Origin of the sequence: Georgenia alba (genome assembly GCF_042665525.1) — a bacterium.
GTDB classification, from domain to species: domain Bacteria; phylum Actinomycetota; class Actinomycetes; order Actinomycetales; family Actinomycetaceae; genus Allobogoriella; species Allobogoriella alba.
Map to the genome: position 1 here is coordinate 741,487 of NZ_JBHTCQ010000001.1, position 13,238 is coordinate 754,724.

A 13,238-nucleotide genomic window follows, 5' to 3' on the forward strand; every position below is an offset into this window, starting at 1 on the left:
GACATCGGCTGCCCGCGCTCAGGCGGCTGTGGACGGCGTGGCAGCTCGCCGCCGCCCCGCCCGCAGCGCGACGGCGAGCCCCACCAGGCCCAGCGCCAGCAGGAAGCCCTGGGCGGCGAATGCCATCCGCAGGTCGGCGAGCCCGAAGTCGCCGGACGGCGCCAGGACGTCCAGCACCAGTCCCATGAGCAGCACCGCCAGCAGCGAACCGGAGTAGCCGCCGACGTTCACCATGCCCGTCGCCGTGCCGAGGTCCTGCGGCGGCAGCGCTGTGCGAGGGAAGTCGAAGCCGATGGAGCAGGTCGCCACGCCGGCGCCGACGGCGAGCATGAGCAGCGCCAGCTGCCACAGGGGCCGCGGCCCGGACGGGAGCAGCACGCTGCACCACGCCAGCGTCGAGCACGTGACGGTGGCCAGCACGATCACCACCCGGCGGTGCGGGAACCGGCCCGTCAGCACGCCCACGGTCGGCCCGACGACGAAGCCGACCACCACCGTGGCGCTGATCAGCGCGCCGGCCACGGTTGCCGGCAGGCCCTGTCCGACGGTCAGGAACGGCATGCCCCACAGGAAGAGGAAGGAGTTCGCGGGGAACAGGGTCAGCAGGTGGGCGAAGAAGCCCTGCCAGGACTCGGGCCGCCGCAGCACCGAGACCACCCCGCCGCGGCTGCCTGGCACCTCGGGCGTGCGGCCGCGCTCGGCCGGTCGGTCGCGCACGGCGGCGATCACCAGCACGGCCACCAGCACGCCCGAGCCGCCCAGCGTCGCGAAGGCCGGCGCCCAGCCCTCGGTACGCAGCAGCACGGCGAACGGCAGCGCGGACACGACCTGGCCGAGCTGGCCCAGCATCGCAGTCAGCTGCGTGAGCAGCGGCACCCGGCGCGAGGGGAACCAGGCGACGACGAGGCGGAGCACCGAGATGAGCGTCATCGCGTCGCCCAGGCCGATGAGCAGGCGGGCGCAGAGGGCGACCGGCACCGTCTCCGCGGCCGCGAGCAGCAGCTGCCCGACGGCGAGGACCAGCGCCCCGGACGCGATGAGCGTGCGGCTACCCAGCCGGTCCAGCAGCATGCCGGCCGGGATCTGCGCGGCCGCGTAGACGCCGAGCTGGACCACCGAGAACGTCGCCAGCACCGAGGCGCTGATCCCGAACCGGTCGACCGCCTCGAGCCCGGCGACGCCGAGGGAGGTGCGGCCGGTGACTGCCACGACGTAGGCGGCCAGCCCGACCGCCCACACCGCGAGCGCCCGCCACGTCTCGGTCGCGGCCCTCGGTGCCGTCACGCGGCGGCGATCTGCAGGAGCCGGACCAGGCCCTGGAACTCCCACGCGGCGCGGCCGACGAACAGGCCGTCCACCCCCGGGACCGCGAGGAGCTCGGCCGCGTTGTCGGTGTTGACCGAGCCGCCGTACAGCACGGCGCGCACGCGGCCGCCGTACTCCTCCTGCAGGGCGGCGAACGGGCCGGCGAGCTCTTCGGGGCTCGCGGGCCGGCCGTGCTCGCCGATGGCCCAGATCGGCTCGTACGCGAGCAGGACCTCACCCAGCGCGGCGTCGTCCAGGCCGTCCAGCGCCCCGCGCGCCTGGTCGAGGATGAACGTGGTCGAGCCGCCCGCCGCGCGCACCTCCTCCGGCTCCCCGACGCACAGCAGCGCCAGCAGCCCGTGACGCAGGGCGGCGCGGACCTTCAGCCCCGTGGACTGCACCGTCTCGGCGAAGTGCTCCCGGCGCTCGGAGTGGCCGATCTCGACCAGGCGCGCCCCGGCGTCGGCGACCTGCGGCACCGAGATCTCACCGGTCCACGCGCCGGCGTCCTCCCAGTGCGCGTTCTGCGCCCCGAGCACGACGGCGGAGCCGCCCGGAGTCTGGGCGAGGGTGTCCCGCACGGTCGTCAGCGCCGTGTGCGGCGGGATGACGAAAGGCTGGACGTCGCGAGTCAGCTCGGGACGCTCGGCGAGCGCCTCGGCGAGTCCCGCCGCGTAGTCCCGGGCCTCGGCGAGGGTCTTGGTCATCTTCCAGCTGGTGCCGACCCAGCGGGTGGTCACCTCACGCGTCCTCGTAGGCGCAGATCGCGTCCACCTTGGGCCCCGAGCTCGAGGTGGGGTCGAACTCGAGGGAGAGCCACTCCTTGGCGAGGACCCGGGCGAGCTCGAGACCGACGACCCGCTCGCCCATGCACAGCACCTGCGCGTTGTTGGACAGCACCGAGCGCTGCACGGAGTAGATGTCGTGCGCGGTGACGGCCCGGACGCCCTTGACCTTGTTGGCCGAGATGGCCACTCCGAGGCCGGTGCCGCAGATCAGCAGCGCCCGGTCGGCCTCGCCGGCGGCGACCTTCTCGGCCGCGGCGATGGCGACGTTCGGGTAGTAGGTGCCGTCCTCGGTGCCGGTGACCCCGACGTCCAGCACCTCATCGACCCGCTCGTCCGCCTCGAGGTCCTTCTTGAGCGCTTCCTTGTAGTTGTAGCCGGCGTTGTCCCCGCCGACGACGATGCGCAGTCCCATGTCTTCCTTCCTCTCGGTCAGCGGCTGCCGAGGTGGCCCCCGAGGGCCTCCATCAGCAGCGAGAACGACAGCGCCCCCGGGTCCGGCGTGCCGACGCTCTTGGCACCCAGCACGCGCGAGCGACCCAGGCGGGCCGTCAGGTCGGCCGTCTTGTCGGCGGCCTCGCGGGCGGCGCGCGCCGCGGCGGACGTCGCGGCGGCCAGGTCGCCCGTGCGGTCGTACTCGGCCCGGAGGGTCTCCACGAAGGGCACCGCCGCATCGACCATCGTCTTGTCGCCCACCTGGGCGCCGCCCAGCCGGCGGACGGCGTCGACACCCGCGACCAGCGCGGCGACGGTCCGGGCGTCGTCGGAGCCGGACTCGTCGTCGAACGCGCCCCCGGCGGCGGTCAGCGCCGCACCCCACAGGGCCCCGGAGGTCCCGCCCGCCGACTCCGACCACGCGGTCCCGGCGTGCACGAGGACGGTGCGCGCCCCGGCGCCGCGCTCCAGCGCCCGGTGCGCGGCCGCGGTGCCACCGCGGGAGCCGGCGCACATGCCCTGCCCGTGGTCGCCGTCGCCCGCGACCGCGTCGAGGCGGCCGAGCTCCTGCTCGTTGTCGGTGCAGGTCCGCTCGAAGAGGTCCAGGACCTCCACGAGTCGGCCGGCCAGCTCGCGCGAGGCGTCCGAGGCCGGCGGGACGGCCTCCTCGCCGGGCTCGTAGACGTCGGTGCGTGGCGCGCGCTCGCCGGGCACCTCGCCACGGCGGAACGCGGGCGTGTCCGCGGGGGCGAGCCAGTGCCGCTCGAGCTCCTCGTCGAGGAAGACGACGGTGAGCGACAGGCCCGCCATGTCGAGGCTGGTGACGAACTCGCCGACCTCGGGCCGCACGGGGGTCAGGCCGGCCTCGCGGAGCCGGTCCGCGACGCGGGCGTAGACCACGAACAGCTCCTCGTACTTGACCGTGCCGAGCCCGTTGAGCAGCACCGCGACGCGTCCGGAGCGTTCGGCCGGCGCCTCCTTCATGATCCCGTCGAAGAGCAGGTCGGCGACCTCGTCGGCGCGGCCCATGGGGACGTCCTGGACGCCCGGCTCGCCGTGGATCCCGAGCCCGATCGCCATCTGGCCCTCCTCGACGTGGAAGAGCGGCTCGTCGGCGCCCGGCAGGGTGCACCCGTCGAAGGCGAGCCCGAACGAGCGGGTCGCGTCGTTCGCCTTCCACGCCACCCGCTCGGCCTCGTCGATGTCCGCCCCGGCCTCGATGGCCGCGCCGGCGATCTTGAACACCGGCAGGTCACCGGCGATGCCGCGCCGGTCGCGATGCTTGTCCGGCGTGTTGGAGGCGATGTCGTCGCTGACCATCACGATGCGCACGTCCACGCCCTCGGCGCGCAGCTTCTCCGCCGCGGCGCCGAAGTGCAGCACGTCGCCGGCGTAGTTGCCGAAGCCGAGGATCACTCCGCCGCCGTTCTCGGCGTTGCGGGCCACCGAGTACACCTGGGAGCCCGACGGTGAGGAGAAGATGTTCCCGCACGGGGCGCCGTGCCCGATGCCCGGGCCGACCCACCCGGCGAACGCCGGGTAGTGGCCGGAGCCTCCGCCGATGACGAGCGCCGGCTGCCCGGGCGGGGTCTCGGTGGAGCGCACCACGCCGCCGTGCACCGCGGTCACGTACTGCGGGTGTGCGGCGGCGAACCCGCGCAGGGCGTCGGCGGCGAACTCGGCGGGATTGTTGATCAGGTAGGTCATCGTCGTTCCTCGGTCTCCTCGGCCGGCAGTCCGCCCGGCGCGGTGGGCCAGTGTCGCGTCGATGACGACGGTAGTCCCCGACGAGTCCGTCTCGCCCCGCACCGACGGCGTCCGTGCGGACCGGGGCCGCTTTGACGTACCGTCACCATCGTCCAATATCGTATAGGCACTTCCGAGGCACCTGGAGGACGCGGATGTTCACCGCTGACAGCTGGCCGATCGCCTGCAACATGCTCTCGTTCGGCAACACCGCGCCCGACGGGACGCCCATCGAGGACGCGCCGGCCTCGGTGTGGGCCGGCCAGATGCGGCAGGTCCGCGAGCTCGGCTTCGACCACATCGACCCGACCGACGCGTGGGTGCCGCTCGGCAAGCTCTCCGACGCCCGGGTCAAGGAGTTCCAGCAGGTCCTCGCCGACGAGGGCCTGGCGGTCTCCTCCATCTCGATGACCCGTAGCAGCGTCGTCGACCTGAAGGAGGGCGAGGAGAACCTCCGCATCGCGCACCGCCTCATGGACCTCGCCCCGGAGTTCGGGGCCACCGTAGTCAACACCGGCTTCATGCAGGCGCTCACCCCGGCGCAGCAGAAGGCCCTGTGGTTCTGGCTCGCCGACGGCCACGTCGACGACCCCGAGCTGCGGCCGCTCGCCATCGAGCGGGTCCGCGAGCTGGGCGACCACGCCGAGCGCAACGGCCTGCAGCTGAGCCTCGAGATGTACGAGGACACCTACGTCGGGACGCCCGAGGACGCGGTCGCCTTCGTCACCGACGTCGACCACCCCGCCGTCGGCCTCAACCCCGACCTCGGGAACCTCGTGCGGCTGCACCGGCCGATGCCGCCCTACACCGAGATGTTCGAGAAGGTCCTGCCGTACTCGAACTTCTGGCACATCAAGAACTACATGCGCGACGAGGACCCACAGACCGGCTCGTACGCCTCCGCGCCGATGCCGCTGAAGTACGGCGTCATCAACTACCGCAACGTCATCCGCCGCGCCCTCGAGCTCGGCTACTCCGGCCCGTTCTGCTGCGAGCACTACGGCAGCGACTCCATCGGCGTGTGCGCCGAGAACAGGGACTACATCCGCCAGGTGCTCACCTCCGCGCTGCGCTGAGCACATCCCCCGGCCGCGCCGGCCGATGCCCGCCGCACCGTGCCCGGTGCGGCCAGGACCACGAGGAGATCCGCACATGAGCAGGACCATTTCCACCGTCACCATCGTCGGTGCCGGCTACATGGGCGGCGGCATCGCCCAGTCGCTGGCGCTCGCCGGCCGGAAGGTCGAGATCGTCGACGTCGACGTCCAGGCGTCGCTGACCGGCCTCGAGCGGCTGCTGGCCGAGGCGCAGGACTTCGAGGACCAGGGCCTGTACGAGCCCGGCTCGACCGAGAAGATCCGCGGCAACCTCGCTGCCGGCCGGACGCTCGCCGAGGCCGTCGCGGACGTCGACTTCATCGAGGAGGCCGTCTTCGAGCGCCCGGACGTCAAGCGTGACGTCCTCGCGCAGATCTGCGCGCACGCCCGCCCCGACGCGATCATCGGCACCAACACCTCGACCATCCCGGTGCACGTGCTCGCGCCGGCCGTGACGAACCCGGAGCGGTTCCTCACCGTCCACTTCTCCAACCCGGCGCCGTTCATCCCGGGCGTGGAGCTGGTCGCCGGCGAGGCCACCACCCAGGACGTCATCGACGCCGTGAAGGACCTGCTGGCCAGCGCGGGCCGCGAGGGTGCCCAGGTCGCCGACACCCCGGGCATGGTCCTCAACCGCCTCCAGTACGCGCTGCTGAAGGAGGCCACCTCCGTCGTCGAGGAGGGTGTGGCCACCGTGGAGGACGTCGACACGATCGTGCGCACGACGTTCGGCTTCCGCCTGGGCTTCTTCGGCCCGTTCGCCATCGCCGACCAGGCCGGCCTGGACGTGTACGAGAACTGCTTCCGGACCTTCGAGGAGGCCTTCGGCGAGCGGCTCGCCACCCCGGCGATGATCTCCGAGGCCGTCGCCGCAGACCGCAAGGGCGTCAAGAACGGCAAGGGCCTGACCGGTGACTTCGACGAGGCCACCAAGGACGCGCTGATCGCCTACCGGAACAAGGCGTACTCCCGGATGGGCGAGCTGCTGCGCGAGCTCGGTCCCGCTCCCAAGGCCGACCCGCAGGGCTGACCCACCACCCACGAGGCCGGGCCGCCCGGGCCGGCCTCCCGACGATCAAGGGCGATTCATGAACGGCATGAACGGCATGCTCCTGTCCGCCGAGGGCGAGATCACCCTGGCCGAGCGTCCGGACGGACTCCTCGTCGCGATCGCGGTCGTGGCGATCGCGGTCCTCCTGTTCCTCATCATCAAGGTGCGTCTGCACGCCTTCTTCTCCCTCATCGTGGTCAGCCTGCTGACGGCGCTGGCTGCGGGGATCGGCGTCGCGGACGTGGTGACGGTCGTCGTCGACGGATTCTCCTCGACAGTCGGAGAGGTCGCGCTGCTGGTCGGGTTCGGCGCCGTCCTCGGACGCCTGGTCGAGGTGTCCGGCGGTGCGCAGGTGCTGGCGGACAAGATGCTCGCCACCTTCGGCGAGAAGAAGGCGCCGCTTGCGCTCGCCGTCGCGTCGCTGTTCTACGCGTTCCCGATCTTCCTCGACGCCGGGTTCATCGTCATGCTGCCCATCATCTACACGGTGGCCCGGCGGCTCGGCGGCTCGTTCATGCTCTACGTGCTGCCCTCCATCGGCGCGTTCCTCATGATGCACGCGCTGACGCCGCCGCACCCTGGACCGACCGCGGCGGCCTCGGTCATGGGCGCGGACATCGGTCTCGTGGTGCTGGTGGCGCTGCTGGTCGGCCTGCCGACCTGGTACCTCGCCGGCTACCGGCTCAGCCTCGTCATCGCCCGGCGGTACCCGAACCTGCCGGTGCCGAACCTGCTCGGTGAGCCGGAGGTGACCGACGAGAGCGAGCGGCCCGCCTTCGGCACGGTCGTCCTGTGCCTGCTGCTGCCGCTGGTGCTCATCTTCTTCAACACCCTGCTCGACACGCTGGTCCAGACCGGCTCGCTCGCCGAGGGCAACGCGTTCTTCCGGCTCTCCGAGCTCGTCGGCGCCACCCCGATCGCGCTGCTCGTCTCCGCCCTGGTGGCCATGTGGTTGCTCTACGTGCGGCCCCGAGGCGGCCGCTCGCTCTCCGGCGTGCTCGAGGACCTCGTCGACAAGGCGCTCGCGCCCGTCTGCTCGATCATCCTCATCACCGGTGCGGGCGGCGCGTTCGGTGAGGTGCTCACCGCCACCGGGATCGGCTCGATGATCGCCGAGGGCCTCGACGCGATGGGGCTGCCGGTCATCCTCGCCGGCTTCCTCGTGGCCATCGCCTTCCGCGTGGCCCAGGGCTCGGCGACCGTCGCCGCCACCACGTCCGGCTCGATCATGGCCCCCGCCGTCGCCGAGCTCGGACTCTCCGGCGTCGGTCTGGCAGCGATCGTGGTCGCCATCGTGGCGGGCTCCATCACCTTCTCCCACGTCAACGACTCCGGCTTCTGGCTCATCGGCCGGTTCTGCGGGTTCGACACCGTCACCACGCTGAAGACGTGGACGGTGGTGGGCACCGCGATCGGCTTCATGGCGTTCGCGCTGAGCTGGGTCGTGTACGCGATCGCCGCCTGAGACGAGGACACATGACCGACGACGACGTCCCACCCTTCCCGGCCGAACGGACCGCCGTGGTCACCGGTGGCGCCTCGGACCGCGGCATCGGACGTGCCCTGGTGCGCCGGCTGGCCGCCGGGGGCTGGGCGGTCGCGGTGCTCGACCTGGACGGCGACCGCGCCGGCTCGCTCGCCTCCGCCGTCGCCGGGGAGCACGGTGTCGCGGCGCTCGGCCTCGCGGTCGACGTCGCCGACGAGCGGGCCGTCGACGAGGCGATCGGCCGGGTCGAGCGAGAGCTGCCACCCGTCGTCGGGCTCGCGAACGCCGCCGGCATCAGCGACCCGACACCCTTCCTCGACCTCACCCTCAGCCGGTGGGAGGAGGTGCTGCGCACCAACGCGACCGGCACGTTCGTCGTGACCCGCCGGGTCGCGCCCGGGATGGTCGAGCGCGGTCTCGGCCGGATCGTGACGTTCTCCTCGACCGCGGCGCAGAACGGCGGCGGCAACTACAGCAAGTCCTCCTACGCCGCCTCCAAGGGCGCGATCGAGGGTATGAGCCGCGCGGCCGCGCTCGAGCTCGCGCCGCACGGGGTGACCGTGAACGTCATCGCGCCGGCCACCATCGACACCGACATCATGGGCGGGCCCATCACGCACGAGCGGCTCCCGGGCTTCGTCCGGTCCCTGCCCGTCGGGCGCGTCGGGCGTACCGAGGAGGTCGCCGCCCTCGTGGAGCACCTGCTGGGCCCGGAGGCCGGATACATCACCGGCGCGACCTACAACATCAACGGCGGCCTGCGGATCGGGTGACGGCCCGCCGGTCCGGGTGGCGGTACCTGGCGGCATGTCTTCTGCGCGAACGACGGGTCACGCGGTGGGGCGGGAGCGTTCGCTCACGCGTGTGGGGCACGAACGGCCGCCCGCGTGGGCAGCTCGAGCTGCCGGAGCCGGGTGTAGGCCCCGCTCATGTGCTTCTCGACGGCGGCACGTGCGGCGGCCGGGTCGTGCTCGGCCAGGACCGTGCGCAGCTCGTGGTGCTCAGGGAACCCCACCATGGGGAAGTCCGGGAAGTTGACGTTCCGGGTGATGAGGAAGAACGAGACCTGGCTGCGGATCGACGTCCAGACGCGACGCAGCCGCACGTGGTCCGCCGCGTCGTAGATGACGTCGTGGAACGCGAGGTCCAGGCGCACCGCTTCCTGCGGCTCTACTGCGGCGGACGTGTTCTTCATGGCCTTGAGGACCCGATCCAGCTCCGCCAGGTGCGCCTCGGTGAGTCGCGTGGCCGCGCGCTCGCCGGCAAGGGCCTCGATCGCCGCGCGGAGCGTGTGGACCTCTTCGACGTCCTCCTTGGTCAGGACGCTGACGAACGCTCCGCGGTGTCGGCGGATCTCGACCTGACCCTCCGCCTCCAGCAGGGCGAGCGCCTCACGGACCGGCCCGCGGCTGACGTCGAGCGATTCGGCCAGCTCCGCCTCGCGCAGGTGTTGGCCAGGCCTCAGCTCGCCGTGGGCGATCTTCTCGCGGAGGATTCGAACAACGTGCTCGCTCAGAGTGACCCTGGGGGGCATTCCGCCGAAGACCGTCGTCACTGCGCTCCTCCCTCAGGCGTTCTCTGCGCATGCCTCGCCGCATGATGTCAGCCGTTCGAAGCCTATATGGTTGACGATCTGCAATCACCCTCGTACGTTGGCGCCGACCGGTCATCGAGGACGAGTCACGAAGAGGCGCACGACGACGTGAACACCACACAGGTCAATCCCGGTATCGGCGCGGACACGGCGGCATTCCCGCGATCGGCACCGAGCAACCCCGACGCACCGCACGTACGACGGGCCGAGATCCGCGTGAACGCTGGCAAGGACCGCGGTCCGCTTGCCCGGATCTGGGAGAGCATCGGCTACGACGAGTTCAACTGGACCTACACGAGGACCGGCCGCGACCTGCTCGGCACCTTCGGTGAGCTGACCACGCACGGGTTTCATGTCAGGCCGCACTACGTGTTCTGCTCGGGCACAGGTTTCGCCATCCCGCACTGGGGTAACGGGAACGTCTACCACGAAGATGCGTCCGGCCGTGCCGCGTACGACTTCACCCTGGTGGACCGTGCCTATGACGCGATCGTCGAGGCGGGCCACCACGTCCTGGTCGAGTTGGCGTTCACTCCGCGCGACCTGCTCCCTGACCAGGCTGCGGAGCTCGAGGTCGTGCCGAGCCCGACCGTCTACAGCGGCTACGAGGCCGGCGCGTGGGCCTACCCGCCTCGGGACTACGGCCGTTGGGGCGATCTGGTCGCCGCGCACGCCCTGCACTGCCTCGAGCGGTACGGGGCCGAGGAAGTGCGAACCTGGCTCTGGGAGCTGTGGAATGAGCCCGACATCTTCTACTGGCGCGGCACCCCCGAGGAGTTCTACGAGCTGTACTCGGTGACGGCCCGCGCCGTCCGGGGCGTCATCCCCGACGCGAAGGTCGGCGGTCCCGCGGTGACGGGCGCCGGGGTCGAGTTCCTGCGCGGCTTCCTCCGGCACACCCGGGAGCGAGAAGACCCGATCGACTTCGTCTCATTCCACACGAAGGGATCGGCGTTCACGCCGTGGCGGGTGTACGGCCCGACCGGAGGTCCGGCGCCGGAGAAGCAGAACCCGTCGGCGACCAAGATGTTGTTCGAGGTTCGCCGCATGCTCCGCGTCATCGCGGAGTTCGAGGAGTACCGGGACCTGCCCGCCATCGTGGACGAGTGCGACGCCGGTGTCCCGGCGCACTACAGCGTTTACGACAACGCGAACTTCCAGTTCCAGAACACCGAGTACTTCCCGGTCTTCCAGGTCAAGCTGATGAAGAAGCTGCTCGACCTCAACGACAGGGAGGACGTCCAGGTCGAGCACGCGACCTCGTGGAGCTTCTACTTCGAGGGCGAGCGGTACTTCGAGGGCACGCGTGCCTTCCTCACCGCCGGTGGGATCGAGAAGCCCCTGCTGAACGCCTACCGGGCACTCGCGCGGCTCGGAGAGAGACGTCTCGACGCCGCGTCCGACGTCGCCTACGACGTCGCCGATCTCGACGACGCCCGCGGGCGGAGCATGCCCGAGGAGATCGACGTGCTGGCAGGCGGGACGCCGTCGGGCCAGGTGGGCGTGCTCGTCTGGCGCCACACCGACGACCAGTACCAGCGCGACGACGTCGAGGCCGAGGCCGTCGTGCACGTCGTCGGACTGACCGGCGGGGAGTACCGGCTCAGCCACTGGCGCATCGACGCCGCACACAGCAACGCCCACACGGTCTGGACCGATCTCGGGTCGCCGCAGCTGCCGACGGACGAAGACCTGGTGGCGATCCGTGCACGCCAGGGCCTAGAAGAGCTCGAGCCTCCGCGCGCCGTCCACGCCACCGGCGGCGCGCTCGACCTCACCGTGTCTCTGCCGCTGCCGGCCGTTTCCTTGCTGGTTCTCGAGCCCGTGACCTGAGACCGGCTCGCGGGTCACTCGAGCAGCCCCTTCATCCTCAGCCAGATTCGCTGACAGGAGAGTCCTCGATGACGAGCGACGCGCTCACGGCCGCAGTCCGGCCCGGCGTACCGCAGCGCTCCAGCCCGGAGCTACGCCCGGCGTACCGCGCCCGGCTGCGGCGGCGGAACCTGTGGATCTACGCGTTCCTGCTCCCGACGATCGTCCTCTACGGCCTGTACACGCTCTACCCGATCGCGGCGAGCTACTGGTACTCCCTCGTCGAGTGGAACGGGTTCAGCGACGAGCAGACCTTCGTCGGCATCAGCAACTACCGGGAGGTGGTCGCTGACCCGATGTTTTGGTCCGCCGTGCGGATCACGATCGTCTTCATGCTCATTGTGACGCCTCTGCGGGTGTTCGGGGCGTTCCTCCTCGCGATGCTGCTGAACTCCCCGCGGTTGCCGTTCTCGGCCTTCTTCCGCACGGCTTACTTCCTGCCTGTCGTGACGACGACGGCGATCGTGGGAGTTGTCATGCGCTTCATCCTGGATCCTGCGAGCGGGCCCACTGCGGCGGTCGCCGAGGTGCTCGGGCTGGGGCCGATCGACCTCCTCGGGTCCTCCTCGACCGCCCTCCTGACGGCCGCGCTGGTCTATGTCTGGAAGTTCTTCGGCATCACGATGATCTACTGGCTGGCGGCTCTGCAGACCATCCCTCAGGACCTGTACGAGGCGGCGCGGATCGACGGCGCACGTGCGCACCAGATCTTCCAGCACATCACGCTCCCGATGCTGCTGCCCTTCCTGCTCATCATCACCGTGCTCACCGTCGAGGACTGCTTCCACGCCTTCGACCTCATGCAGTCGATGACAGCCGGAGGCCCGTACTACAGCACGGAGATCATCGAGATCTACATCTATCGCTGGGCGTTCGCCGCCACGATCCCGCAGCTCGGATTCGCGTCCGCGGCGGCTGTCTTGTTCGGCCTGCTCGTGCTCGTTGTCGTTGCCTTCCAGGCGTGGGCGACGGCAGCATCGCGCCGGATGCGGAGGGGAACGGTATGAGCATCTCCGCGAGTCGTTGGAAGAACCGGCCCCAACGACGGACGGTCTGGTGGGTCGTCGCCGCCGTCCTGTTGGCCGCGGGGTTCCTGTGGGTCTTTCCCTTCATCTGGATGGTCTCGGCGTCGCTCAAGTCGTCGGGCGAGATCTTTGCCGGCGGGCTCGACCTCGTACCCGAGACGTTGCGATGGGAGAACTACGCACGCGCGTGGGTGGACGGAAGCTTCGACCAGTACCTGCTCAACACCGTGATCGTCACCGTGGCGACGACCGTCATCGTCGTGGTGCGGTGCGCCCTGGCCGGCTACGTCCTGGGACGCTATCGCTTTCCCGGGTCGCGCCTCGTCATCGGCATCCTTATCGCGACCGTCTTCGTGCCGACCGGCTACACGATCATCCCGGTGGTCAAGCTCTCGCTCGAGCTGGGTCTGATGGAGAACCTCGGCGGGATGATCCTCGCGCTCGCCGGCGCGTCGAACGTGGCGTCGATCCTCATCTACGCCGGCTACTTCCGTGGCCTGCCCAAGGAGCTCGAGGAGGCCTCGATCGTCGACGGCGCCAGCTTCTGGCGGACGTTCGTCCAGATCATGCTGCCGCTGTCGATGCCCGTGACGGCCACGGTCTCGATCCTCACGTTCCTCTTCACTTGGAACGCGTTCTTCCTCCCGCTCGTGTTCTCACTGTCGAACCCCGCACTCCGCACCGTGAGCGTCGGCATGCAGGCGTTCGTCGGCGAGAACTCCACAGACTGGTCAGGCATGGCCGCGGCGGGCGTGATCTCGATCGTGCCGATCGTGGTGCTCTTCGTCTTCATGCAGCGGTACTTCGTCGAGGGCATCGCCGGGGCGGTCAAGTCATGACAG

Annotated in this window: 12 protein-coding genes; 7 read left to right on the plus strand and 5 right to left on the minus strand. The window is 70.7% G+C overall.

Features of this window, described 5'->3' with window-relative positions; genetic code table 11:
• Positions 1–18 precede the first annotated feature (18 nt).
• The 4 genes from ACFQQL_RS03490 to ACFQQL_RS03505 are packed head-to-tail and all read right to left on the minus strand — an operon-like array spanning position 19 to position 4,232.
• Positions 19–1,284 carry an MFS transporter gene (locus ACFQQL_RS03490; RefSeq protein ID WP_382391294.1) on the minus strand — a complete coding sequence of 422 codons (1,266 nt, stop codon included), beginning with the start codon at positions 1,282–1,284 and terminating at the stop codon, positions 19–21.
• Positions 1,281–2,045, minus strand: coding sequence for a triose-phosphate isomerase (locus ACFQQL_RS03495; protein ID WP_382391296.1), 765 nt, complete (start codon positions 2,043–2,045; stop codon positions 1,281–1,283). Before ACFQQL_RS03495 ends, ACFQQL_RS03490 begins: the two co-directional genes overlap by 4 nt.
• A 1-nt stretch (position 2,046) precedes the next feature.
• Positions 2,047–2,505: a ribose-5-phosphate isomerase gene (locus ACFQQL_RS03500; protein WP_382391298.1), complete on the minus strand. Its 459-nt coding sequence runs from the start codon at positions 2,503–2,505 to the stop codon at positions 2,047–2,049.
• A gap of 17 nt (positions 2,506–2,522) precedes the next feature.
• On the minus strand, positions 2,523–4,232 hold the full coding sequence (locus tag ACFQQL_RS03505; protein WP_382391300.1) for a dihydroxyacetone kinase family protein: 1,710 nt from the start codon (positions 4,230–4,232) through the stop codon (positions 2,523–2,525).
• Between the two features lie 194 nt (positions 4,233–4,426).
• Between ACFQQL_RS03505 and ACFQQL_RS03510 the strand changes: the two genes are divergently transcribed.
• The 4 genes from ACFQQL_RS03510 to ACFQQL_RS03525 all read left to right on the plus strand — a co-directional run bounded on the left by ACFQQL_RS03510 (position 4,427) and on the right by ACFQQL_RS03525 (position 8,678).
• Complete coding sequence (locus ACFQQL_RS03510; protein ID WP_382391302.1) at positions 4,427–5,347, plus strand: sugar phosphate isomerase/epimerase family protein; 921 nt, start codon at positions 4,427–4,429, stop codon at positions 5,345–5,347.
• Positions 5,348–5,423: 76 nt separating this feature from the next.
• Complete coding sequence (locus tag ACFQQL_RS03515) at positions 5,424–6,398, plus strand: 3-hydroxyacyl-CoA dehydrogenase family protein (RefSeq protein WP_382391304.1); 975 nt, start codon at positions 5,424–5,426, stop codon at positions 6,396–6,398.
• 67 nt (positions 6,399–6,465) lie between these two features.
• On the plus strand, positions 6,466–7,884 hold the full coding sequence (locus ACFQQL_RS03520; RefSeq protein ID WP_382393774.1) for a GntP family permease: 1,419 nt from the start codon (positions 6,466–6,468) through the stop codon (positions 7,882–7,884).
• Positions 7,885–7,895: 11 nt separating this feature from the next.
• On the plus strand, positions 7,896–8,678 hold the full coding sequence (locus ACFQQL_RS03525; RefSeq protein WP_382391306.1) for an SDR family NAD(P)-dependent oxidoreductase: 783 nt from the start codon (positions 7,896–7,898) through the stop codon (positions 8,676–8,678).
• A gap of 83 nt (positions 8,679–8,761) precedes the next feature.
• Here the strand turns inward: ACFQQL_RS03525 and ACFQQL_RS03530 are convergent, their stop codons facing one another.
• A complete protein-coding gene (locus ACFQQL_RS03530; RefSeq protein ID WP_382391308.1) occupies positions 8,762–9,460 on the minus strand; it encodes a GntR family transcriptional regulator in 699 nt (232 codons plus the stop codon).
• Positions 9,461–9,607: 147 nt separating this feature from the next.
• Here ACFQQL_RS03530 and ACFQQL_RS03535 point away from each other — a divergent pair, with 147 nt between their 5' ends.
• The 3 genes from ACFQQL_RS03535 to ACFQQL_RS03545 all read left to right on the plus strand — a co-directional run bounded on the left by ACFQQL_RS03535 (position 9,608) and on the right by ACFQQL_RS03545 (position 13,235).
• On the plus strand, positions 9,608–11,332 hold the full coding sequence (locus tag ACFQQL_RS03535; RefSeq protein WP_382391310.1) for a GH39 family glycosyl hydrolase: 1,725 nt from the start codon (positions 9,608–9,610) through the stop codon (positions 11,330–11,332).
• 68 nt (positions 11,333–11,400) lie between these two features.
• Entirely contained in the window at positions 11,401–12,378 is a 978-nt protein-coding gene (locus ACFQQL_RS03540) for a carbohydrate ABC transporter permease (RefSeq protein ID WP_382391312.1), read from the plus strand.
• Entirely contained in the window at positions 12,375–13,235 is an 861-nt protein-coding gene (locus tag ACFQQL_RS03545; RefSeq protein WP_382391314.1) for a carbohydrate ABC transporter permease, read from the plus strand. Before ACFQQL_RS03540 ends, ACFQQL_RS03545 begins: the two co-directional genes overlap by 4 nt.
• The last annotated feature ends 3 nt before the right edge of the window (positions 13,236–13,238 follow it).